At 60.5% G+C, this 22,383-nt stretch carries 21 protein-coding genes; 13 read left to right on the forward strand and 8 right to left on the reverse strand.

Going from position 1 to position 22,383, the window contains the following annotated elements:
• Positions 1–214 precede the first annotated feature (214 nt).
• The 3 genes from JJ917_15280 to JJ917_15290 all read left to right on the forward strand — a co-directional run bounded on the left by JJ917_15280 (position 215) and on the right by JJ917_15290 (position 1,732).
• Positions 215–1,024 carry an N-formylglutamate amidohydrolase gene (locus JJ917_15280; GenBank protein MBO6700189.1) on the forward strand — a complete coding sequence of 270 codons (810 nt, stop codon included), beginning with the start codon at positions 215–217 and terminating at the stop codon, positions 1,022–1,024.
• A gap of 14 nt (positions 1,025–1,038) precedes the next feature.
• On the forward strand, positions 1,039–1,341 hold the full coding sequence (locus JJ917_15285) for a DUF1244 domain-containing protein (protein MBO6700190.1): 303 nt from the start codon (positions 1,039–1,041) through the stop codon (positions 1,339–1,341).
• A 118-nt stretch (positions 1,342–1,459) separates the two neighbouring features.
• A complete protein-coding gene (locus tag JJ917_15290) occupies positions 1,460–1,732 on the forward strand; it encodes a DUF2312 domain-containing protein (GenBank protein ID MBO6700191.1) in 273 nt (90 codons plus the stop codon).
• Between the two features lie 23 nt (positions 1,733–1,755).
• Here JJ917_15290 and JJ917_15295 read toward each other — a convergent pair whose 3' ends face one another.
• From JJ917_15295 to JJ917_15305, 3 genes are all read right to left on the reverse strand, one after another.
• Positions 1,756–3,885 carry a DUF882 domain-containing protein gene (locus JJ917_15295; protein MBO6700192.1) on the reverse strand — a complete coding sequence of 710 codons (2,130 nt, stop codon included), beginning with the start codon at positions 3,883–3,885 and terminating at the stop codon, positions 1,756–1,758.
• 126 nt (positions 3,886–4,011) lie between these two features.
• Entirely contained in the window at positions 4,012–5,958 is a 1,947-nt protein-coding gene (locus JJ917_15300) for a L,D-transpeptidase family protein (GenBank protein ID MBO6700193.1), read from the reverse strand.
• Between the two features lie 173 nt (positions 5,959–6,131).
• On the reverse strand, positions 6,132–7,694 hold the full coding sequence (locus JJ917_15305) for a sigma-54-dependent Fis family transcriptional regulator (GenBank protein MBO6700194.1): 1,563 nt from the start codon (positions 7,692–7,694) through the stop codon (positions 6,132–6,134).
• 138 nt (positions 7,695–7,832) lie between these two features.
• On the opposite strand from JJ917_15305, the gene JJ917_15310 reads away from it, so the two are divergent.
• The 7 genes from JJ917_15310 (at position 7,833) to JJ917_15340 (ending at position 15,541) form a co-directional block, all read left to right on the forward strand.
• The gene (locus JJ917_15310; protein ID MBO6700195.1) at positions 7,833–9,716 is read left to right on the forward strand and encodes a M3 family oligoendopeptidase; all 1,884 of its coding nucleotides are present in this window, start codon (positions 7,833–7,835) and stop codon (positions 9,714–9,716) included.
• 211 nt (positions 9,717–9,927) lie between these two features.
• Complete coding sequence (locus JJ917_15315; protein MBO6700196.1) at positions 9,928–11,352, forward strand: AarF/ABC1/UbiB kinase family protein; 1,425 nt, start codon at positions 9,928–9,930, stop codon at positions 11,350–11,352.
• A 95-nt stretch (positions 11,353–11,447) separates the two neighbouring features.
• Positions 11,448–11,594, forward strand: coding sequence for an aa3-type cytochrome c oxidase subunit IV (locus tag JJ917_15320; GenBank protein ID MBO6700197.1), 147 nt, complete (start codon positions 11,448–11,450; stop codon positions 11,592–11,594).
• Positions 11,595–11,710: 116 nt separating this feature from the next.
• Complete coding sequence (locus tag JJ917_15325) at positions 11,711–12,940, forward strand: Re/Si-specific NAD(P)(+) transhydrogenase subunit alpha (protein ID MBO6700198.1); 1,230 nt, start codon at positions 11,711–11,713, stop codon at positions 12,938–12,940.
• A complete protein-coding gene (locus JJ917_15330) occupies positions 12,937–13,395 on the forward strand; it encodes an NAD(P) transhydrogenase subunit alpha (protein ID MBO6700199.1) in 459 nt (152 codons plus the stop codon). The genes JJ917_15325 and JJ917_15330 overlap by 4 nt, the downstream gene beginning before the upstream one ends.
• 15 nt (positions 13,396–13,410) lie before the next feature.
• Positions 13,411–14,805, forward strand: a complete 1,395-nt coding sequence (locus JJ917_15335) for an NAD(P)(+) transhydrogenase (Re/Si-specific) subunit beta (protein MBO6700200.1) — start codon at positions 13,411–13,413, stop codon at positions 14,803–14,805.
• Between the two features lie 10 nt (positions 14,806–14,815).
• The gene (locus JJ917_15340) at positions 14,816–15,541 is read left to right on the forward strand and encodes a hypothetical protein (protein ID MBO6700201.1); all 726 of its coding nucleotides are present in this window, start codon (positions 14,816–14,818) and stop codon (positions 15,539–15,541) included.
• 15 nt (positions 15,542–15,556) lie between these two features.
• Here the strand turns inward: JJ917_15340 and JJ917_15345 are convergent, their stop codons facing one another.
• From JJ917_15345 to JJ917_15365, 5 genes are all read right to left on the reverse strand, one after another.
• Positions 15,557–16,435: a tetratricopeptide repeat protein gene (locus JJ917_15345; GenBank protein ID MBO6700202.1), complete on the reverse strand. Its 879-nt coding sequence runs from the start codon at positions 16,433–16,435 to the stop codon at positions 15,557–15,559.
• 160 nt (positions 16,436–16,595) lie between these two features.
• Positions 16,596–16,820: a 30S ribosomal protein S21 gene (locus JJ917_15350; GenBank protein MBO6700203.1), complete on the reverse strand. Its 225-nt coding sequence runs from the start codon at positions 16,818–16,820 to the stop codon at positions 16,596–16,598.
• Between the two features lie 264 nt (positions 16,821–17,084).
• Complete coding sequence (locus JJ917_15355) at positions 17,085–18,185, reverse strand: 5-(carboxyamino)imidazole ribonucleotide synthase (GenBank protein MBO6700204.1); 1,101 nt, start codon at positions 18,183–18,185, stop codon at positions 17,085–17,087.
• The gene (gene purE, locus JJ917_15360) at positions 18,185–18,685 is read right to left on the reverse strand and encodes a 5-(carboxyamino)imidazole ribonucleotide mutase (GenBank protein MBO6700205.1); all 501 of its coding nucleotides are present in this window, start codon (positions 18,683–18,685) and stop codon (positions 18,185–18,187) included. The genes JJ917_15355 and purE overlap by 1 nt, the downstream gene beginning before the upstream one ends.
• Before the next feature lie 13 nt (positions 18,686–18,698).
• A complete protein-coding gene (locus tag JJ917_15365; protein MBO6700206.1) occupies positions 18,699–18,914 on the reverse strand; it encodes a DUF465 domain-containing protein in 216 nt (71 codons plus the stop codon).
• Positions 18,915–19,147: 233 nt separating this feature from the next.
• Between JJ917_15365 and JJ917_15370 the strand changes: the two genes are divergently transcribed.
• From JJ917_15370 to JJ917_15380, 3 genes are all read left to right on the forward strand, one after another.
• The gene (locus tag JJ917_15370; GenBank protein MBO6700207.1) at positions 19,148–19,336 is read left to right on the forward strand and encodes a DUF465 domain-containing protein; all 189 of its coding nucleotides are present in this window, start codon (positions 19,148–19,150) and stop codon (positions 19,334–19,336) included.
• Positions 19,337–19,547: 211 nt separating this feature from the next.
• Positions 19,548–21,464, forward strand: a complete 1,917-nt coding sequence (locus tag JJ917_15375) for a propionyl-CoA synthetase (GenBank protein MBO6700208.1) — start codon at positions 19,548–19,550, stop codon at positions 21,462–21,464.
• A 112-nt stretch (positions 21,465–21,576) separates the two neighbouring features.
• A complete protein-coding gene (locus tag JJ917_15380) occupies positions 21,577–22,380 on the forward strand; it encodes an SDR family oxidoreductase (protein ID MBO6700209.1) in 804 nt (267 codons plus the stop codon).
• Positions 22,381–22,383: the final 3 nt, after the last annotated feature.

Below are 22,383 nucleotides of genomic sequence, written 5' to 3' on the forward strand. Positions count from 1 at the left end.
TCCTTGGCCTGCGCCCAAGTCGAAATTGCGGCAGCGCGGCCATTTCTTGATCGCCGGTCCGTTGGCCGGCAGGTGGGCCTGCCTTTGCGCCATTTGATAGAAAGTCGCGGGCCCTGACACTTGCAAGCGGCGCATCATCGGCGCTACCTGATGCAGGCGGTCGTGCCGCATAGGCAGACCCGCCCAGCCATTTCGCTCGCGGAAAGCACAAGCCATGGATCAGCCGGTCGATCGACAGGCACAGATAACGCGTGACGCGCTGCCCTATGAGGTGCGCCTGCGCGACAACGATCATGGGCTTATCATTCTGTGCGATCACGCTGAAAACACCCTGCCGCCAGAGTATGGCACGCTTGGCGTTGACCCCAGCCAGTTGGAGCGACACATCGGCTACGATATCGGCGCCAAGGCGCTGTGTGAAAAGCTTGCCGATGCGCTTGATGCGACGCTGGTAATGACGCGGTTTTCACGTCTTCTGATCGATCCCAATCGCGGCATCGATGATCCGACGCTCATCATGCGGCTCTCAGATGGTGCGGTGGTGCCTGGCAATGCCCATCATGATGAAGCTGAGCGCGCCCATCGCATCGCGACCTACTACAAGCCCTATGATGATGCGGTTTCGGACACGATCGGCCATGTCCACCGGGTGACATCGCGTGCGCCGGTGCTGTTCTCGGTGCATTCCTTCACGCCGATTTGGCGCGGCCATCCACGGCCCTGGCACGCCGGAGTTTTGTGGCACAAGGATCCGCGTCTGGCGGTGCCGTTGATCGAGGCCCTAGGCGCCGAGGGTGATTTGATCGTTGGCGACAATGAGCCCTATCGCGGGGAACTTCCCGGCGACACCATGCATCGCCACGGCACCTGCAAGGGCCTGCCGCACGCTCTGTTGGAAGTGCGACAAGACCTCATCCATGACGATGCGGGCGTTGACGCTTGGGCCGATCGCCTGATTCCGATGCTGACCAAACTTGTGGAACTGCCGACCCTGCGCCACATCCTGCCTGTCGACCAACGCTAGAAAAGGACCCACCGATGGACGAGAACACCCAGCGCGATCTTGAAGCGGCGGCGTTCCGCCGTCTGGTGGCGCACTTTCAAAAGCGCACCGATGTTCAGAACATCGATCTGATGGCGCAGGCCGGGTTCTGCCGCAACTGCCTGTCGAATTGGCTTGTGGATGCCGCCGAAGAGGCCGGCGTCGATCTCGATAAGGCCGGCGCGCGGCAGATGGTCTACGGCATGCCCTACGAAGACTGGAAGGCCAAGCATCAGCCTGCGGCGACGCCGGAGCAATTGGCCGCTTTCCAAAAGGCGCAGGCCGAGCACACCGACTGAGCTCAAAACACAGCTTGTCCCCAGCCTTTTGGCGGCCATCCACGGCATTGCTCCTTGGCGCGGTTGACCGGTCGCCAGGCCTTTGGTTGATCAGACATCCCAGACGTGGAGAGATTTGATGGCGGATAGCAGCGTTGCAGCTGGCCAATTACGCAGCCTGATCGAGCGGATCGAGCGGCTTGAAGAAGAGAAGAAGGCCATCGCCGACGACATCAAGGACGTTTACGGCGAAGCGAAAGCCAATGGCTTCGACACCAAGGTGTTGCGTCAAGTGGTTCGCATCCGCAAGCAGGATCAGGCCGAGCGCCAAGAGCAAGAAGCGCTGCTGGATCTTTACCTGGCAGCCTTGGGCGGACCAGCCTCATCCTCGCCGACTGACGTGGACGGCTAGACTATTCTGACAAGTGACGTGCGTTAGCTGCCGGACCGGCCGAAGCCGTCGGTGCGCAGCTGGAACGTGTTCGACGGAACGAAGCCGTTCGATCGCACGAGCGATGGTGACAGGCTGACGGTGCCGGTCGGCGCGACGAGCGCGGCATGCTGGGCGCCACGGATCGATTGTTTGGCAAGCGCGGGCGTCAGATCATCGGCAATCGGATAAAGCCGACCGGTGATGCCGGTGCCGGCTGGCATGTCGGTTGAGCCGGTCAAGATGTCGATGGCCGATTGGGCTGGTGTACGCGCTGCATCCTCGGCGGCAAAGGCAGCGGCAATCAATGCGTTGTCCTGAGCGGATGATGGTGTCGGCGTTGGCGCAGCGGCCACCAGTGTCGGTGAGGGCGCTGGTACAGGCGGGATAAAGCGCGGCGCGACCGGTTCAGCGGCTTGCGCGGCGGCGGCCAACTGGCCGGTTTCGCTAAGCACATTGCCTGGCGTCAGCGGTGATTGCGTTGGCTGGGCAAAGGCGAGCAGTGACTCGTTCGGATCGGGTGTTGCTGCGGCTGTGGCCGGTTGTGCCGCCGTTGTTGGTCGTGCGGGCACGGCGCCCAGCGCCTGCGCAACCTGTCCTGTCAGACTTGCCTGTGCTGCGCGCTGCTCGGCAAAGCGGGCCTCAATGATGGCGGCGATCTGGCCGGGTGCAGGCACGGATTGGGCGATTTGTTGCGCACGGTTGATGGCAGGCAATGCCGCTGGCGTTTGCGTTGCCGGTTGAGCCGCAGATGTTGCAGCCGCCAAGGCCGGCTCAGCAGTGACCGGTGGCGCCAGGGGCGTTGTTGCCGGGGCGGACTGGGCAAGGGCAAACGCGTTGTCGAGCGCAACGGCGCCAGGCGCGGCGGGCGCTGGCCGTGTGCCGAGCGCGGCGAGCTGAATATCGTCGATGGTCGGCGCCGGTGTCGGCGACGGCACGGTTAGCCCTGCGACCGTCGAGGGTGCGGCCCAGGTGCCATCGGGGCTGGCATAGGGCGGAAGCACCGGTGATGGCGCGGCGTAGCGATCGCGCGGTGCGCTAGCCACTTCGGTTTCGGCCGCGGCTGGTTGCTCGGGCAGGCTTGCGACGACTGTCCGCGACGGGGCGGAGGGAACTTCGGCTTCCGGTTCGGGCGTGTTGCCGCCAAAGAGCGCTTGCAGGAAACCGCCGCCGCTTTCGCCGGGCAGTACGATATCGCCATCGCCGTCATTTTGATCTGACGATGCACTGGCGCTGGCAAAAACTGTGCGACCGCCGCCACGTTGCAGGTCGCGTTGCGCCTGTTCGAAGCCCGGCATTGGCTGCCCATCGGCGGGAATGTGGATGGTGCGCCCGTTGGGGAACACGCGCGACAATTGGGAGCGCGTCATGCGCGGCCACATGCGCACCGAGCCTGTGTCCAGATGGACGAATGGCGTTGCTGAGCGCGGATAGAAGCCAACGCCGCCTTGCTGCAGGCGAAGACCTGCTGCGCGGATTTCAGCGGCCGAGACACCGGGGATGAAGAAGTCCATCGCCCGGCCTTGGGTATGTTGCGAGTTGCGGGCAACACCAGAAGATCGACGGCGCAGCATGTTGTTGGTGGCCGGTGAGCGATAGGCCGATACAACATGAATAGGTTCGCTCGCACCGACTTCGCGGTAAACCGTCCAGACGATATCGAAAAGGTCCGGATCGATGCGCGTGACCTCATCGCGGCGCCAATCGCGCAGGAAACGATTGAGCTGATTGAGCCCAGCCTGCACGAAGCGGCCGTTACGCTTGTAGGTAACGGTCAGGCGTTCATGCGTATGGGTGTTGTAAAGCGAAAGGGTGCGATCCTGCGCCGAGGCAAATCCAGTTCCGGTGGCAAAGAAGGTGAGCGCCGTCAGAAGAACAAGAAGGGCAAAAGGTTTGGCGAACGAGGTTTGGGAAAGGAAGGGAAAGGAGGACTCACCCGACAGACGTTTCGCGCCTGCTCGCGCTTCGACCTTTGAGGCCGCCTCAACTCGCGCCGTCCCGTGTCCCAAATTGCCCTCGCTTGCGTTGCAAGTCCCTGCAGGTTTGGCGAGATGCTTGGTGTTAGCACCGAGCCTTTTGCCTGCCTGCCACCCGAAGGCGGCGCTTGCGTATGCCCAACCGACTGTACCCAACATCGGTAAAACTTGGTCAAATCATGGCGCCGCGCCTTGAGCAAGCGCAAGTGGATTAGGCTTCCATGATTAGGGTTAAGCCTTGGTTACGAAAGCGAAACCGCTTTCCCTGATTTCAGACCAGATCGGTCAGCTGCCGGTGAAACCGAGGGCGGCCAAAACCCGGCCATGATGGCCATAGATGTCGCGCGCCATGATCAAGCGACCGTCCTCGTTCACCCGGGCCGTAAAATAGGTCAGGTGAACGGGTATGTGGTTGTCCAAGATCAGATTGCGTTCGCGTGATCCTTGCAGCGAGCGAGCGCGGGCAAGGTCCCAATCGGGCTCATTGGTCAACAGAGCTTCGGCAAACGCCCAGGGATCAAGCACACGCACGCAGCCATGGCTGAAGGCGCGCTGATCGCGCCCGAACAGACCACGCGAGGGTGTGTCGTGGAAATAGATCGCGTGTTGATTAGGGAACATGAATTTGATTTCGCCGAGCGCATTGCGGGCGCCCGGGCGCTGGCGGATGCGCGGCATGCCCTGCTCGGCGGCGGCCTGCCAGTTGACGGCGAACGGATCGATGGTCTGGCCGTTATAGAGGATCTCATAATTGCCCCGGTTGGCGTAGCCAGGATCTTGCAGCAGGCGCGGCAGGATTTCATTGCGCGCAATCGAGGAGGGCACGTTCCAATAGGGGTTTACCGCCATGTACTCCATCTCATCGGAGAAGATGGCTGTGCGGTGGCGGTTCTGGCCGACGACGGTGCGGGTGGTGAAGATGCTCTCTCCTTCGCGCATCACCCAGAGGCGGTATTCTGGCACGTTGGCGATGACGTGGAAGTCGCCAAGTTCGCGCGGCATCCAGCGCCAACGCTCCATATTGGCGATGATGTCAGGCACAAGATCGCCGGCTTTTTCGTTCAGTGCCGCAAAGGTCGCCGGACCGACAATGCCGTCGGCTGTCAGATTGTGCTCGGCCTGAAAGGTTTTGACGGCGGCGTCGAGCGCTTCGTCAAACAGATTAGGGTCAGGCTGGGTCGGGTCGGGGTCTTCATCGGTCTGGGTGCTGACGAGCTGAACTTCGGCTTCGTCAATGCTGGCCGTCATCATCGGATCAGGCAGGCCAAGCCGGTCGCGCAATTGCGGCACGCGTGGGTCCACGTCGCCAAGACGGATGGTGCCACCTTCGGCGATCGGCTCTAGGATCTCGGTTTCGGACCGCTCGCGCAGATTGGCTAACTCTTCGCGCAGGGCGTGGAACTGATCATGCTGCGGATGGTAGGCGAGCAGCGCCTCAGCCAGATCATCGGACGCAAGCAGCGCCGGCATGACAGTTGCCGGGTCAACGAAGTTGCGCTCCAGTGTGATGTCGCGGCCGATGCTGGCCGGATTGACGCGACCCGTCATGGCGTGGCGCGCATAGCGCAGCGCCCACAGGGTCATGCCGATATCGGCGCGCGCAGCGGCCATGGCGTCCGACGCCTCGGCCTCATCGTCGATGAAGGCTGTATTCTCAAAATCGACAGGGTTCAGACCGTAGATGTCCGCGGTCTGGAAAAGATTGAGCAGCGTTTCGCCGCGCGCATTGAGACCACCTGCTGTCAGGAATAGGGGCGCATGGTCGCGCTCGGCGTAAAAAGCTTCAACAGCCTGGCGTTCCTGACTGGTGGTTTCGCCGTCATTCTCCAACCCGCCGCTGATGATGGCAGCGATGGATTGGGTGGTCAGCGTTTCGATCATGCGCGCATCGCGCGCAGCAATGGCCGTCTCGTCGATGACGGGCGCCGGTGCGGCGGCTGGCGGGACCGTGCGGGTGATGACCGTGTTGGGACGATCAGGAACCGCTTGTGGGACGATCGTGAGGGGCTTGGCCAATTCTAGGCGTGGATCGATCGGGAAAGGCGCGGCCTCTGCCAATGCGTCAAAGTCTGCATTGATGATGATTGCGCGCGCGATCGCGTCTTCAACGCAAACCGGATCCACTTCGCATTCCAGGTCCAGCGCATGGCGCTCAGTGGCGTGACCAAGGCTGGTCAGGGCGGTGGTCAAAACTGCGGCCAAGAGCCAGGTGCGTTTCGTCAAAACGTTCATCTCCTCGTCGCTGCCACAGGTCCCTGCTGCCGACAGTCCTTACCCCGAAACGTGCCCCATCGACGGAGCGAATCACCTGCTGGGCAAGGACCGCGCCGATGATAGAGGCGTGACAGACTGACCCAGGGCTCGCAAGCGCAGGCAGGCCACGCCCCGGTCAATTCCGCGTGAAACTAGGCCGTCAACCTTGAGGGTTGCTCTTGTGCAACAGACTTGCCGTCCTCCGCCGCCCCATCGGGATTGGAGGCATCGATCTGGTAGTCGGTCAGTTTGCGGTAAAGCGTCGAGCGGCCGATCCCAAGTGAGCGGGCAACTTCGCTCATATGGCCGCCAAGATGGCCAATGGCAAAGCGGATTGCCTGTTCTTCCAACGCTGCAAGCGAACGCGGCGATCCGGCGCCGTCGGTCAGATCGGCCATGCCATAGCGCGAGGCCGCGTCGATCATCGCAGGCTGGACTGCGCTTTCGCCGAGCATGGAGGCGTTTGCAGAAGAGGATGTGACGGGTTGGCTGCCGGCGGATTTCGCCTTTTCAAGCGGCACCACCATGCCTTCGCGGGCGGCGATTTGCGGGAATTCGGCTGGCGTTAGCTGGTCGCCGTCGCAGAGCACCACCGCGCGGAAAACGGCGTTTTCCAATTGACGGATATTGCCGGGCCAGTCGTACCCGCTGACCAACTCCAGCGCCGGGGCGGAGATGCCGCGAATGTGGCGTTTGCCCTCTTCGGCAGCAAATCGCACCAGAAAGTGCTCGATCAAATGCGGGATGTCATCCATGCGCTCACGAAGCGGCGGCACCCAGATCGGGAACACGTTGAGGCGGTAATACAGGTCTTCACGGAACAGCCCATCGCGGGTGAGGTCGATTAACGGGCGGTTGGTTGCCGAGATCAGGCGGAAGTCGGCGCGGGTCGGTGCCTTGGCGCCGATGGGATCAATTTCACCATTTTGCAGTGCACGAAGCAGCTTAACCTGAACGTCGAGCGGCAGCTCGCCGATCTCGTCGAGAAACAGCGTGCCGCCATGGGCCTCGGCGAATTTGCCGACATGTTTGTCGTTGGCGCCGGTGAAAGCACCTTTTTCGTGGCCGAACAGAACCGATTCAACGAGTTTTTCGGGGATCGCGCCGCAATTGACGGTGACCAGCGGTTTGTTCTTGCGCGGGCTGGAGCCTTTGATCGCGCGGGCAATCATTTCCTTGCCGACGCCGGACTCGCCCTCGATCAGAATCGGGATTTGCGATTTAGCGGCGCGTTCGGCGAGCTGCACGACGCGTGCCATGGCCGGTGAACGGGTGATGATGTCGGTGACCGTCAGGCGACCCTCAGCAGAACGCTTGATCTGGCTCACGGTGTCTTCCAGCGCGCTCATTTTCAGCGCATTGGCCAGACAGACTCGCAGGCGTTCTGGTGAAACCGGCTTCACAACAAAATCGCTGGCTCCGTGTTTCATTGCCGAGACGACCGTGTCGATGGAGCCTTGCGAGGTCTGCACGATGACCGGAACGGCGTTGCCGTCGGCCTTTAGCGCGGAAAGAACGCCCATGCCGTCAAGGTCCGGCATGATGAGGTCGAGTAGAACGGCGCGTACGGACTTGCCGTCAGGCCCGCGCAGGAAGTTCAATGCTTCCTGGCCGCTTTCCATACAGATCGGGCTATGGCCAAGCCGTGTGAGGGCTGCTTCGAGCAGCCGCCGTTGTACAGGATCATCGTCTACGACCAGAACTGAGGAACGCAAGGGCACGCACTTCTCCACGCAACGCTTTGACAGGCCAAGACAATCGGCTTGTTTCGAACGGGGACAGCATGCAGCCATAGGGTAAACGGGCGATTAAGCATAAGAACCGTTTGCCCGCTTTCTTCGTAACAAGAGATTATGGCCGCACGCACATCGGGGCTTGCGTGGGTGCGGGACGGCGCGTACCGCTGCGCTTCGTCGACATCTAAGATCGGGATTGAGCTACGCATGGCTGCGCAAAATGCTGCACTAAAAAACCTTCCAGAATGGGATTTGTCCGCGCTTTACGACGGTATCGGGAGCGCCAAAGTCAACGCTGATTTGGCGAAAGCTCTGGAGGATTCCAAAGGCTTCGAGGCGCACACCAAGGGTAAATTGGCCGAGCTTTTGGCCGCTGGCGGCGACAAGCTGGCGGCGGCGATCGCCGAGTATGAGGCGATCGATGAGTTGATGGGGCGACTCTATTCGTTCGCCGGACTGGTCTATTCGGAGAACACCACTGATCCGCAGCGCGCAAAGTTTTTCGGCGATGTGCAAGAGAAGCTGACAACTGCCTCCTCGCATCTTATCTTCTTCACGCTTGAATTGACGAAGCTGGACGATGCGGCCCTCACGGCGGGCTATGGTGATGAAGCGCTTGCTCATTACAAGCCGTGGATCGACGACACGCTGCGCGAGAAGCCCTACCAACTGGACGACAAGTTGGAGCAGTTGCTGCACGAGAAGTCCGTGACCGGGCGGGCGGCATGGAACCGGCTTTTCGATGAAACGATTGCCAGCCTGCGCTTCGATGTCGATGGGCAGGAGTTGTCGCTTGAGCCGACGCTTTCGCTGCTCCAGGACAATGATGGCGCTAAGCGCAAAGCGGCGGCCAAGGCGCTGAGCACCACGCTTGGCGGCGAGCTGCGCACCTTCACGCTCATCACCAATGTTCTGGCCAAAGACAAAGAAATATCCGATCGCTGGCGCGGTTTTGCCGATGTCGCCGACAGCCGGCACCTGGCAAACCGCGTGGAAGGGGAGGTGGTTGATGCCTTGGTCTCCTCGGTGCGTTCGAGCTTCCCCCAACTGTCGCACCGTTACTATGCGTTGAAGGCCAAATGGATGGGCCAGGAGGCGCTCGATTATTGGGATCGTAACGCGCCGCTGCCCAATGCCGACAAGAAATTGATCGGCTGGAATGACGCCAAGGGCATCGTGCTCGACGCCTATGAGCGCTTCTCGCCGGAGATGGCGACCATCGGCCAACGATTTTTCGATGAGAATTGGATCGATGCGCCATCGCGCGAGGGTAAGTCTCCAGGCGCGTTTTCGCACCCGACGGTGCCGAGCGCGCATCCTTACATCCTGCTCAATTATCAAGGTCGCACCCGCGATGTGATGACGCTCGCCCACGAGCTTGGCCATGGCGTGCACCAGGTGTTGGCCGGCAAGCAGGGCGCGCTGATGGCGCCGACGCCGCTGACGCTTGCCGAGACAGCAAGCGTATTTGGCGAGATGCTGACCTTCCGCTCGGTGCTCTCGCAAACCGATGATGTGGCGCAGCGCAAGAGCCTGCTCGCCGGCAAAGTTGAAGACATGATCAACACGGTGGTGCGCCAAATCGCGTTCTACACGTTTGAACGCAAGGTTCATGAGGCCCGCAAGCAAGGCGAACTCACCTCAGAGCAGCTGTGTGATCTTTGGATTTCGGTGCAGCATGAGAGCCTGGGCGACGCGGTGCGGTTCGACGATGGCTACAGGCCCTATTGGACTTATATCGGCCACTTCATCCACTCGCCGTTTTACGTCTATGCCTATGCGTTCGGCGACTGCTTGGTAAACGCGCTCTATGCCCGCTACGAAAACGCCCATGAGGGCTTCACCGAGCACTATTTGGACTTGCTGCGCGCTGGCGGCTCAAAGCCCTACAATGAGCTGCTTGAGCCGTTCGGCTTGGATGCCCGTGGCCCTGATTTCTGGCAGGCAGGTCTCGATGTGATTTCCGGGTTCATCGATGAGCTTGAGGCATTGGATCAATAACGATGTCGTCCGGGTACCGCGCAGAGTGTCCGGGATCGACAAACACTCATCGTGCGCGATCCTGGACAGCCCTCTGGGCTTCCGGGATGACACCATTGGGTTTGTCGTCACCTCTGTGACAAGCACAGGAATGACAGTCTGACGCCTAGTGGCAATCCTTTCACGCCCTATATGCGTAACAAAGCGTCCCCCTCGCATGTGAAAGACCCCAATGGCCGAAGAGCGCAACGATTCTGAACGTAACCGCCTTACCGGACGGCTTGGCCGCTATGCACGGGTCAGCACGTCTGTCGGTGGTGTTGCCGCGACCATGGCGCGGCGTCGTTTGTTTGGTGGCGCTAAGGTCAACCCAGCCGACGCCGAAGCACTGGCCGAGGCGCTGGGTGGGCTGAAAGGCCCGCTGATGAAGGTCGCGCAGCTGATCTCCACCATTCCCGATGCGGTGCCGGCGGAATATGCCGCCGAGTTGCAAAAGCTTCAAAGCGAGGCGCCGCCGATGGGCTGGGCCTTCGTGAAGCGGCGCATGCGGGCTGAACTGGGCGCCGGTTGGCAAGACAAGTTCGATACGTTCGAGCACGCACCGACGGCAGCGGCCTCGCTGGGTCAGGTGCACAAGGCGCGTTCGTTGGACGGGCATGATCTGGCAGTAAAACTGCAATATCCCGACATGGCCTCGGCGGTGGCAGCTGATCTCCAACAACTAGATTTCATCTTCTCGCTGTTCCGGAGGATGGATGCGGCGATCGATCCTTCAGAGATGAAGCAGGAGATCGCCGAGCGGCTGCGCGAAGAATTAGATTACGAGCTCGAAGCAGCGCACGCCAAGCTCTATCGGAACTTCTTTGGCACCGAGGATGCGCTGGTCAGGGTGCCGGACGTGGTCGATGAGCTATCGACCGGGCGCCTGCTGACGCTTGGCTGGCTCGACGGCGAAAAAATTCTGGATTTCAAGGAAGAGAGCCAAGAGGTGCGCAACCGGCTTTCGACCGCGATTTTCCACGCCTGGTGGCGGCCCTTTGCCCATATCGGCGTGATCCATGGCGACCCGCATTTGGGCAATTATCAGGTGTTCAAACGCGACGGTGCCCCAGAAGGCATCAACCTTCTTGACTATGGCTGCATCCGCAAGTTTCCCGCGCGTTTTGTCGATGGCGTGCTTCAGCTCAATGAAGGGCTGATGAAGGATGACGAAGATCAGATCATCCACGCCTATGAGTTGTGGGGCTTTGAGAACCTCACCAAGGACTTGCGCGATGTGCTCAACATCTGGGCGCGGTTCATCAATGGGCCGTTGCTTGAAGATAAAGTCCGAGCGGTAGCGGACGGCGTGAACGCCACCGAATATGGCCGCGAGCAGGCCATCATGGTGCGCAAAGAGTTGCAGCGCCTTGGGCCGGTAAAAATTCCTCGCGAGTTCGTTTTCATGGATCGGGCCGCAATTGGTCTTGGCGGCGTGTTCCTGCATCTGCGCGCCGAGCTCAATTTCTATCAGCTGTTCCAGAAAGAGATCGAAAACTTCGATCCTGTGACGTTGGTGGAAAAGCAGACCAAAGCCATGAGGGAAGCCGGATTGGAGCCGATCGGTGCCGAGGATCATGGTCTCGACGGCGTTCCATCGGCCGTTGCGGCACAATAACCACCCGCTCTTGGCCCAACTGGATTGTCAGCGCTTGCCTTGCTGGTGTAAGCGCTTGGTCGATCCCTGTCCCTTCGGTTTTTAGGAGAGCGCCCATGTCCGACGCTGCCGAGCGCACCACGCCCGTTGCCAATGATTACAATGAGCACAACCGCACCTTTGAAATTTTCATCGCATTGATCAAATGGGGCACCGTGTCGACCGTGGTGATCCTGATCTTGATGGCGATTTTCTTGCTCTAAGCGGCTTCCGGCCTATCTGGCGGCGTTGCCCTGCCCAAAAGTGCGGTTGCACTGCTGTAACCACAATGCTTGGTTGCGGCTTCAATTGTTTCTAAGGCCCGCGTTCGTGGGCCCGCGTGTCAAGGACACTGTTCATGGTCAAAATAGCGGTTCCGGCAGAAACCGATCCCAATGAGGGTCGGGTTGCCATCACGCCCGATACGGTCAAGCGCTTTAAGGCGCTCGGCGCCGACATCGTGGTGCAATCTGGCGCCGGCGAGCAGTCTCGCTTGCCCGATAGCGCCTATACCGAAGAAGGCGCAGAGATCGCCAAAGATGCTAAGGCGACGGTTGCCGGCGCCGACGTGATATTGCGCGTTCGTCGCCCATCCAAAGACGAGATGAAAGCCTATCCGAAGGGCGCCATGGTCGTCGCGCAGATGGACCCTTACGGCCATGAGGACGATGTCGAGGCGATGGCCAAGGCGGGCCTCACCGGTGTTGCGATGGAGTTCATGCCACGCATCACCCGCGCCCAGGTGATGGACGTTTTGTCCTCTCAGGCGAACCTTGCCGGTTATCAAGCGGTCATCGATGCCGCTGACGTTTATGATCGCGCGATGCCGATGATGATGACAGCTGCCGGCACGGTGCCGGCCGCACGGGTGTTCGTCATGGGCGCCGGCGTTGCCGGCCTGCAGGCCATCGCGACCGCCCGCCGCCTTGGCGCCGTGGTGTCGGCGACCGATGTGCGCCCTGCCGCCAAGGAACAGGTTGAGTCGCTCGGCGCGAAGTTCGTTGCGGTCGAGAATGATGAGTTCAAGCAGGCTGAGACCGCTGGCGGCTACGCCAAAGAGATGTCGGACGATTACAAGAAGCAGCAGGCTGAGCTTGTCGCCTCGCACATCGCCAAGCAGGACATCGTCATCACCACGGCGTTGATCCCCGGCCGCCCAGCGCCGCGCTTGGTGAGCAAAGACATGATCAATGCCATGAAGCCCGGGTCGATCCTGGTCGATCTTGCGGTGGAACGAGGCGGCAATGTTGAAGGCGCCGTTGCCGGAGAGATTGCCAATGTTGGCCCAGCCAAAGTGGTCGGTTATCTGAACGTCCCAGGCCGGATCGCGGCGACGGCCTCGCTGCTCTACGCGAAGAACCTTTACGCGTTTGTTGAAACGCTGATCGACAAGGAATCCAAGGCACTGGCCGTCAATTGGGATGATGAGCTGGTTAAGGCCACCGTGCTGACCCGTGATGGTGCTGTCGTTCACCCAAACTTCGCCCCGAAATCGGATGCGCCCGAACCTGAGGCTGCAAAGCCCGACGCCAAACCGTCTGACGCCCCTGAAGAGGAGGCACGCAAATGAGTGATGCATTGACCAACGCCGTCGAAGCCGCGCAGGAGGCTGCACAGGCCGCCGCGGATGCTGCGGCGGAAGCTGCACGGATCGCCGCTGAGATGGCCGCCAGTGGCGGTGCCGATGCGGTTGCTGCTGCTGCCAGCGGCGCATCTGGCGGCGCGATCGATCCTTTTGTCTTCCGGCTTTCCATTTTCGTGCTGGCGATTTTCGTTGGCTACTACGTGGTGTGGTCGGTGACACCTGCCCTCCACACGCCGCTCATGTCGGTGACCAACGCGATCTCCTCGGTGATCGTGGTTGGCGCGCTGCTTGCGGTGGGCGTTGATCTGATGAGCGCGGAAGGGGCCGGGCTCGCCCGCGCATTCGGGTTCGTGGCGTTGATCCTTGCTTCGGTGAACATTTTCGGTGGCTTCCTCGTCACCCAGAGAATGCTCGCCATGTACAAGAAAAAAGAGCGATAGGGCGGGACTGACGATATGAGTGCTAATTTTGCAGCCCTGTTCTATCTGGTCGCGGGCGTCCTGTTCATCATGAGTTTGCGGGGCCTTTCGAGCCCTGAGTCCTCCCGCCAAGGCAATATGTACGGCATGATCGGGATGGCCATTGCGGTCGTCACGACACTGTTCCTGACCAACCTCACCATGGGGTCGATCCTGCTCATTCTTTTGGGCATCGGCATCGGAGGTGGCATTGGCGCGGTCATTGCCAAGCGCATCCCGATGACGGCGATGCCGCAGCTTGTGGCCGCTTTCCACTCATTGGTGGGTCTTGCCGCCGTGCTCGTGGCCGCCGCTGCACTTTACGCGCCGCAGGCTTTTGGTATCGGTGAAATCGGATCGCTGAAGGCTGTTGCCCTGATCGAAATGGCGCTGGGTGCGGCGATCGGTGCGATCACCTTCACCGGCTCGATCATCGCCTTTGCCAAGCTGGATGGCCGTATGTCGGGCAAGCCGATCATGCTGCCGGCGCGACACATGATCAATATCGGTTTGGCGGTCGCGCTTGTCGTGCTCTGCACGGCCTTGGTGATGACCGAGAGCCATGTGGTGTTCTGGCTGATCGTCATCGCCGCGCTGGTGCTCGGCGTCCTGATCATCATCCCGATCGGCGGCGCGGATATGCCGGTGGTCGTCTCGATGCTCAACTCCTATTCCGGTTGGGCAGCAGCAGGCATCGGTTTCACGCTCGGCAACACGGCGCTGATTATCACCGGTGCGCTGGTCGGCTCGTCCGGTGCGATCCTTTCCTACATCATGTGTAAGGGCATGAACCGCTCGTTCATTTCGGTGATCCTGGGTGGCTTTGGTGGCGAGGATGCGGCCGCTGGCGGCGGGGAAGAAGAAACGCGTCCGGTCAAACAGGGCTCGGCTGACGATGCAGCGTTCATGATGAAGAACGCTTCGAAAGTCATCATCGTGCCTGGCTACGGCATGGCTGTGGCGCAGGCGCAGCATGCTCTGCGCGAAATGGCTGACACGCTGAAAGAAGAAGGTGTGGAGGTCAAATACGCCATTCACCCGGTGGCTGGTCGTATGCCGGGGCATATGAATGTGCTGCTCGCCGAAGCGAACGTGCCTTACGACGAAGTGTTCGAGCTTGAAGACATCAACTCGGAGTTCTCGACCTCCGATGTTGCCTTCGTGATCGGCGCCAACGATGTGACCAATCCGGCGGCGAAAACCGATCCACAGTCAGCCATCTACGGCATGCCGATCTTGAACGTTGCCGATTCCGGAACCGTGCTCTTCGTCAAGCGCGGCATGGCCTCTGGTTATGCCGGCGTGCAGAACGAGCTGTTCTTCCGTGACAACACGATGATGCTGTTTTCGGACGCGAAGAAGATGGTCGAGGACATCGTCAAGGCGCTCTAGGCTGGCCGTCGTGACTGAGATTTTGACGCAATCACAAACCCGCTCCGGTTCGCCTGGGCGGGTTTGTTCGTTCCGGGCCAATCTTTTGGCGCGCGCGTTTGACTATCCTTACGCTCTGCCAACCGCGCCAATTACATTCGACGAGGGCAGGGTCGGTCGGTTCTTGACGCGAAAGGTGCTGCCCGAAGGCCGCATGGTGGCTGTAGAAGGTGTCGGTCTCTGTGTGGCCATACTGGCCGTTGGTTCAAACGCCGCCGTGTCGGTGTTGCGCCGCAAGTTCGGCAGCAAGCCCGTCAATTTGGTGCAGGGGCCGGTGCGCCTAAACGGTCACGCCAAGGTGCATTCAGCTCATATCGCGCGGTATGGATCGATGCCAGCGACGCTGATGGAGCAAACTGACCAGCACGCGACCACGCATCTGCAATTGGTGCCGGTCGATCACCTTGCGCAGCTCGATGCCAGCGAAGCGGTCGGAACCAATTATGACCGTGTTTGGCTGGACCAGGCTCTCCATGTGCCCTGGTTGAGGCGACGCCTGCCGGGCGTTTGGACCTATCGCTCGCGCCACGGTCCGGCAATGCGCGATGGCACGCCGATGGTGCTTGGTTCCCAGCGACAGGCACTGGCGCATGCAGCCGAGCGCGCCGCATGGGCGCTTGATCTGCCCGCGTTCGTTTACCTGTTGGTGCGTGATATGGGCTTTCGCTCTGCCGTTACGCAGGCGTTGAAGACTTAGCCCTCAACCGGCCGGTCAGTTGACGCGGCCAAGGCCCTGCATCGCGACGCGGCTGTTTTCGTTGATCGTCAGCGCGCGCTGGTAAGAGACGCGGGCATTTTCCAGATCGCCGGCAGCTTCATAGGCGATGCCGCGATTGATCCAGGCGTCGATGTTGCGCGAATCGCGGCCGAGAACAGCGTCGAAATCTTCGATCGCCGCGCCCCAATCTCGCAAGGACAGGTAGCTCAGGCCACGCGCCATATAGGGCTCGGTGGCGTTCGGGTTGAAGCCGATGGCGGTGGTGAAATCCTCGATCGCCAGAACATGGTTGTTTTGCGATTGGAAGATTAGCGCGCGGTTGTAGTAGGCCCGTGCATCGGATGAGTTGAGCAGGATGGCCCGCTCATAATCCGCCAGAGCCTCGGGAAAGCGTCCGGCCTCGCGATAAATGTTGCCGCGCCCAACATAGGCCGCGTCATAGGCCGGATTGACGGCAATAGCGGCGGAATAGTCGGCCAGCGCCTGCGCATCGTTGCCAAGTTCACGGTGAACCAGCGCACGGTTGGCGAGTGCCTGGTAAAAGCTCGGGTTCAGCGCAAGCGCCTGATTGAAATCGGCTAGGGCATCAGTGTGGCGGCCTTCGCGACCATAGGCCGTGCCGCGCATATTGTAAGCGCCAGGATCTTGCGGGTTGGACGAGATGACTTCGGTGAGCGAGGCGATGTTCACCGCCTGGCTGGCCGCCAAGGTGCCGGTCGCCTGGTTAAGTCCAGCGGTTTGGCAAGCGGCAAGGAAAAGCGCGGCGCTAGCAATCAGTCCAAAACGCGATGCCAAGCGAAAAGAGGTCGCGCGCACCAATTGATGACCATCGGTGCTTGGCTGGCTGTCAATCTGTCTTGAAACGCGAACCATAAGAACCCTCAGCGCAAGCCCGGTCTAACCCCGGATTGGAACGCTCTGTTTATAGCGCGCCTTGTTAGCCAATCGATGATGCGCGTCATGCGCATCGATCCAGCTCTGGTGAGGGGCTATTCTGGCAGAATAGGGGCTAGGCGCCAGTTGCCGCCAGGACCTAGCGGCGGCCCTTGCCCGGAAGCAGGCCTTCGCGCTGCGCGCGTTTACGTGCCAACTTGCGTGCACGGCGGATGGCTTCAGCCTTCTCGCGTGCTTTCTTTTCCGACGGCTTTTCATAATGGCCGCGGAGCTTCATTTCACGGAAGATGCCTTCGCGTTGCATCTTCTTTTTCAGCGCCTTGAGCGCCTGATCAACATTGTTATCCCGAACGAGTACCTGCACGTGTCATCCTGTCGTTGCCGCCATGGCCGGTTTTTCCAGTCCAGAGGGCGAAAAGGTCAATTGGCTTATCGCGCTTTGCAGTGTGGACGATGCGGTGCCTTGAGCGCTCAAAACACCGCGTTCGAACGCCGTTCGCAACACCCAGACCTGCGCCCGGGGGCGTTCCTCATCCAACCTGCAATGCGGAATGAGGTGGGCGGATACCAGATCGCACGGGGTTTGTCCACAAAGCGCAGCGTGTTTTGGCCCGCAAAGACCAGACAGTTAAGCACGTGGCGCGATCTGCGTGATGTGCCCCATTTTCCGGCCCTTTCGGGCCTCTGCCTTGCCGTAAAGATGAAGCTGGGTGTCGCTTGAGCGCACATAGTCCTCAAGGTCTACGACGTCCTCGCCGATGAGATTCGTCATCAGCGCGTCGCTGTGGCGTGCCGGTGAGCCGAGCGGCCAGCCGGCAACCGCGCGAATGTGGTTGTCGAACTGATCATTGAGGCACGCATCCATGGTCCAATGGCCGGAATTGTGCACCCGAGGGGCGATCTCATTGACCAGCAGGACGTCGCGGTCAGTGAGGAAGAACTCCACGGCCAGCACACCGACATGATCGAGTGCTTCGGCGACCTTGATCGCGGCAGCCTGGGCTTCGGCCACATGTGCCGGCCCGATATCGATGGATGCGAACTGCCCAATAGCAGAAGTGTCTAGGATGCCGTCCTTGTGGGTGTTGACCGGTAGGTCGTAGGCGACGGTCGCGCTGTCTGCGCCACGGGCGATGATGGCCGAAACCTCGGCGACAAAGGCGATGCGTGCTTCCAGCACTGCCGGGGCTCTGCCAATAGCTGTCCAGCTTGCGCCTTCATCGATAGTTGGCGTTTTGAGCCGAGCTTGGCCCTTGCCGTCATAGCCGAGGCGGCGGGTTTTCAGGATTGTGTCGCCGCCCAGCGCGGTGTGCGCGCTTTGCATCGTCTCTGGCCCGTCTACGGCTGTGTAGGGCGCGACCTGCAGGCCGATCCCTTCCAAAAACTGCTTCTCGATAAGCCGGTCTTGGCTGGTTTCCAGCGAGGCCAGCCCCGGTCGCAGGGTCACAGCGCCCGCCAGATGATCAAGGCTTGCCTTTGGGATGTTTTCAAACTCGAAGGTGACCACCTGGCAGGCTCTCGCGAAGGCCGATAGTGCGTCTGTGTCGGTGTAGGGCGCGCAAGTATGGACGGCAGCAACATCGGCGGCTGGCGCATCGGGTGCAGGATCGAAAATGTGTGCTTTCAGACCATAGCGGGCGGCCGAAATGGCCAACATACGGCCAAGCTGACCGCCACCCAAGATGCCGATTGTATCGCCCGGTTTCAGACGTCGGTTTTCGGCCAACATTAGGCTGGGTCGTCAACCGGAACGTCGGCGACGCCGTCGGTGCGCGCCTGGCGCCAGGCTTTCAAGCGTTCGGACAAATCAGGGTCCGAAAGGGCCAAAATGCTGGCTGCCATCAGTCCGGCATTGGCGGCGCCCGCCTTGCCGATGGCTAGCGTCCCAACCGGCACGCCGGCGGGCATTTGAACAATCGAGAGCAGGCTGTCCTGGCCCTGAAGCGCCGTCACGCCGACCGGCACGCCGAGAACCGGCAGTGTCGTCATGGCGGCGACCATACCGGGCAGGTGCGCTGCGCCGCCGGCGCCGGCGATAATCACCTTGTGACCGGCCTCTTCGGCACCCTTGGCAAAGGCCACCATCCGGTCGGGGGTGCGGTGCGCGGAGACAATCTTGGCGTCGTAGTCGACACCCAGATCATCAAGCCTTTCGGCGGCAAGCCGCATCGTTGGCCAGTCGGATTGGCTGCCCATGATGATGGCGATCGGTGCGGCGGATGAGGACATGAAGGATCGTCTTCTAAGCGATGATGTCGGGCAGCAACTGGTCTTCGAGCACATTGATGCGGTCTTTCAAGACCAGCTTGCGCTTTTTCAACCGTTGGATCTGCAGATGATCGGCCCGGCCGGTCTCGTAGAGCGCCTCAATGGCTGCATCCAGGTCGCGATGTTCCTGCCGGAGGCGGGCCAACTCCTGCCGTGCATCCTGATCATCATTGGAAGGAATGGGGGTCATGAACGAGCAACTCGACGCAATGAACTGTCCACACAACGGGCTTGCGAACGCGCAGCGTTATCATGCTCTGCTGCACTGCGCCACTGGCCGGCGAATCCCAACCGGTTTTTCATGCACTGCAACGAAAGTTGTTGGGAATTTACCGCCCGAACAGTCTGAATATTCAAAAAGTCAATCTGTACGACCAATATTCCCTATGGCAGCCTCGACTGGTTTGAACAAAGGAGGACTGCATGACGGTTGAATCTCATCTCGCCGAATTGGAGCGGCGGCACCTCGCGATTGATAGCAAGATTTCTGATGAAGAGCGGCGACCGGCCAAGGACGGCTTGGAAATTGCGGCGCTAAAAAAGCAGAAACTCAGTTTGAAGGATGAGATTGAGCGTTTGCGTAAAGGGACTGGCAGCGCGCGGCCCAATTAGCCAGCACGACCAGTCAATGAATCATCAAACCGTCTGGCCTTGTGCCAGGCGGTTTTTTCTTGCCCGATTGCAAGGTGCGGTTTGACCCATCGCATCTCCTTTTGCCCAGCTTGCACGCTAAAAGCGGATTGGGCACACCTGTCGACAGGACCTGATTGCAGGTGCGAACAAAGAACAAGTCCAAGAACGGATGTGTGGGAAGGGAAATGCCATGAGCGCCAACGGCCAGAATTACCATCAGACCTATCAGTCCTGGCAGGAGGATCCGCTGGCCTTCTGGGCGCATGCGGCGCAAAGCGTAGACTGGATGAAACCGTTCGAGCGCGTGTTCGATCCGGGCGCAGGCGTCTATGGCCGCTGGTTTCCGGGCGGGGTTTGCAACACCGCCTACAACTGTCTCGACCGGCATGTGGAACGCGGGCGCAAAGGCCAGGCGGCGCTAATCTATGATAGCCCGATCACCGGAGCCAAGAAGACCTATTCCTATGAAGATTTGCGCGATGAAGTGAGCGCTTTTGGCGCGGTCTTGAAGAACCTTGGCGTGGCCAAAGGCGACCGCGTCGTCGTCTACATGCCGATGATCCCCGAAGCGGCGATCGCGATGCTCGCCTGCGCCCGCATCGGGGCGGTCCACTCGGTCGTTTTCGGCGGGTTTGCCGCCAGCGAACTTGCCACCCGTATCGACGATGCCCGTCCCAAAGCAATCATCTCTGCCTCCTGCGGCATCGAGCCCAACCGGGTGATCGCCTACAAGCCGCTGCTCGATGAGGCGATTGAACTTTCCACCCACAAGCCTGATCTGACCGTCATCAAACAGCGTGAGCAGAAGCCTTGCGATCTGATTGAGGGGCGCGACCATGATTACGATGCGTTGCTGACGGACGCCAATGCGCGCGGGATCGATAGCGACCCAGAGCCGATGGAGGCGACCGACCCACTCTACATTCTCTACACCTCCGGCACGACCGGTATCCCCAAGGGCGTGGTCCGCGACCATGGCGGGCACATGGTGGCGCTCAATTGGACGATGAGCGCGATCTACGACATGCAGCCTGGGGACGTGTTCTGGGCAGCTTCCGATGTCGGCTGGGTGGTTGGCCACTCCTATATCGTTTACGCGCCGCTGCTGGCCGGTTGCACGACCATTCTTTATGAGGGCAAGCCGGTTGGCACGCCTGACCCCGGCGCCTTCTGGCGGGTGATTGAGGAGCATAAAGTGTCCTCGCTGTTCACGGCACCGACGGCGTTTCGCGCCATCAAGAAGGAAGACCCGGACGGCAATTACATTGACAAATTTGATCTGCACACGCTGAAGACGCTGTTTCTGGCTGGTGAGCGCGCCGATCCGGACACGATCGAATGGGCGCAGGAGAAACTGCGCGTGCCGGTGATCGACCATTGGTGGCAGACCGAGACCGGTTGGGCCATTGCCGGCAATCCGGTTGGTCTGGGCAAGCTGCCGATCAAGCTGGGCTCACCGACGGTGGCGATGCCCGGCTACGATGTCCAGGTGATCGATGATGCCGGTCATCCCGTGCCCGCTGATACGCTGGGCAACATCGTCGTCAAACTGCCGCTGCCTCCCGGCTGTCTGCCGACGCTGTGGAACAATGATGAACGCTTCAAGGCGTCCTATCTGGAAGAGTTCCCGGGCTACTACAAAACCGCCGATGCCGGGATGATCGACCAGGATGGTTATCTGTTCATCATGGCGCGCACCGACGACATCATCAATGTCGCCGGCCACCGGCTTTCGACCGGCGGCATGGAAGAGGTGCTTTCCGGCCACCCAGCCGTCGCCGAGGCGGCCGTGATCGGCGTGTCGGACGCGCTGAAGGGGCAGTTGCCGGCGGGATTTGTGGTCATCAAGGATGGTGTCGACATGCCCTTGGAGCAGCTTGAAAAAGAGATGGTCAAGCTTGTGCGCGAGAAAATCGGTCCGGTCGCTGCGTTCAAGACGGTGATGGTTGTGGACCGTCTGCCAAAGACCCGCTCGGGCAAGATTTTGCGCGGCACGATGCGCCAAATCGCCGATGGCGAGCCTTACAAGATGCCAGCGACGATCGACGATCCGGCCATTCTTGATGAGATTTCCGGCGCGCTGAAAACCAAAGGCTACGCCGCCTAGCTCACGAAGCACCAGGAATCCAGCGGGCAATCCAATGTGATCGCCCGCCGGTTGTCTCGCCCCTGGGTGGCGGGTTAAACGCCGCGCTCATTGAACCACATAGGAACGCTTTATGGCCGTCAGCTTCGCACTGGAACGCAAGACCGCGATCGTCACCGGCGGCGCGCAGGGCATTGGCCTGTCGATCGCCGAACGCTTTGTCGAAGAGGGCATGAAGGTCATCATTGCCGACATTGACGACAGCGCGGGGCACGATGCTGCCGACCGTCTGTCCAAGATCGGCGAGGCGCTCTACGTGCATTGCGATGTTGCCGACCGGCTGGACGTGCGCAATCTGCTTGCCAAGAGCCTTGAAGCCTATGGCGAGATTGATGTGCTGGTCGCCAATGCAGGGATCGTCCACACCGCCGATTTTCTGGACGTTGAGGAAGCCGATTTTGACCGCGTGATTGGCGTCAATCTGAAAGGTGTTTTTCTCACTTGCCAGGCAGTGGCCAAACATATGGTGGAGCGTGTCGAGGCGGGCGAGAAGCCGGGCACGATTATCACCATGTCGAGCGTCAACGCCGAACTCGCGATCCCCAATCAGGTGCCCTATGTTGCTTCAAAAGGCGGAGTGAAGCAGCTCACCAAGGTGATGGCGCTGTCGCTTGCCAAACACGGCATTCGGGTCAACGCCATCGGACCGGGCACGATCATGACCGAGATGGTGGAAAAGGTGCTGGCCGACGCTGATATCCGCGATCGGATGATGACGCGCACACCGCTTGGACGCATCGGTGAAGCCAGCGAGATCGCGTCCATTGCCGCGTTTCTCGCCAGTGACCAGGCAAGCTACGTCACCGGTCAGACGCTGTACGTGGATGGCGGTCGGCTCGGCTTGAACTACACCGTGCCGGTCGAGCCGAGCACCTAAACC

Source organism: Hyphomicrobiales bacterium, assembly GCA_017642935.1.
In the GTDB taxonomy this organism is placed as follows: domain Bacteria; phylum Pseudomonadota; class Alphaproteobacteria; order Rhizobiales; family MH13; genus MH13.

What these genes read in the sequence shown, in the direction of transcription:
- JJ917_15280 (MBO6700189.1), top strand. Translation starts at nt 215, where the DNA reads ATGGATCAGCCGGTCGATCGACAGGCACAGATAACGCGTGACGCGCTG.
- JJ917_15285 (MBO6700190.1), top strand. Translation starts at nt 1,039, where the DNA reads ATGGACGAGAACACCCAGCGCGATCTTGAAGCGGCGGCGTTCCGCCGT.
- JJ917_15290 (MBO6700191.1), top strand. Translation starts at nt 1,460, where the DNA reads ATGGCGGATAGCAGCGTTGCAGCTGGCCAATTACGCAGCCTGATCGAG.
- JJ917_15295 (MBO6700192.1), bottom strand. Translation starts at nt 3,885, where the DNA reads ATGTTGGGTACAGTCGGTTGGGCATACGCAAGCGCCGCCTTCGGGTGG.
- JJ917_15300 (MBO6700193.1), bottom strand. Translation starts at nt 5,958, where the DNA reads ATGAACGTTTTGACGAAACGCACCTGGCTCTTGGCCGCAGTTTTGACC.
- JJ917_15310 (MBO6700195.1), top strand. Translation starts at nt 7,833, where the DNA reads ATGGCCGCACGCACATCGGGGCTTGCGTGGGTGCGGGACGGCGCGTAC.
- JJ917_15315 (MBO6700196.1), top strand. Translation starts at nt 9,928, where the DNA reads ATGGCCGAAGAGCGCAACGATTCTGAACGTAACCGCCTTACCGGACGG.
- JJ917_15320 (MBO6700197.1), top strand. Translation starts at nt 11,448, where the DNA reads ATGTCCGACGCTGCCGAGCGCACCACGCCCGTTGCCAATGATTACAAT.
- JJ917_15330 (MBO6700199.1), top strand. Translation starts at nt 12,937, where the DNA reads ATGAGTGATGCATTGACCAACGCCGTCGAAGCCGCGCAGGAGGCTGCA.
- JJ917_15335 (MBO6700200.1), top strand. Translation starts at nt 13,411, where the DNA reads ATGAGTGCTAATTTTGCAGCCCTGTTCTATCTGGTCGCGGGCGTCCTG.
- JJ917_15345 (MBO6700202.1), bottom strand. Translation starts at nt 16,435, where the DNA reads ATGGTTCGCGTTTCAAGACAGATTGACAGCCAGCCAAGCACCGATGGT.
- JJ917_15355 (MBO6700204.1), bottom strand. Translation starts at nt 18,185, where the DNA reads ATGTTGGCCGAAAACCGACGTCTGAAACCGGGCGATACAATCGGCATC.
- purE (MBO6700205.1), bottom strand. Translation starts at nt 18,685, where the DNA reads ATGTCCTCATCCGCCGCACCGATCGCCATCATCATGGGCAGCCAATCC.
- JJ917_15365 (MBO6700206.1), bottom strand. Translation starts at nt 18,914, where the DNA reads ATGACCCCCATTCCTTCCAATGATGATCAGGATGCACGGCAGGAGTTG.
- JJ917_15370 (MBO6700207.1), top strand. Translation starts at nt 19,148, where the DNA reads ATGACGGTTGAATCTCATCTCGCCGAATTGGAGCGGCGGCACCTCGCG.
- JJ917_15375 (MBO6700208.1), top strand. Translation starts at nt 19,548, where the DNA reads ATGAGCGCCAACGGCCAGAATTACCATCAGACCTATCAGTCCTGGCAG.
- JJ917_15380 (MBO6700209.1), top strand. Translation starts at nt 21,577, where the DNA reads ATGGCCGTCAGCTTCGCACTGGAACGCAAGACCGCGATCGTCACCGGC.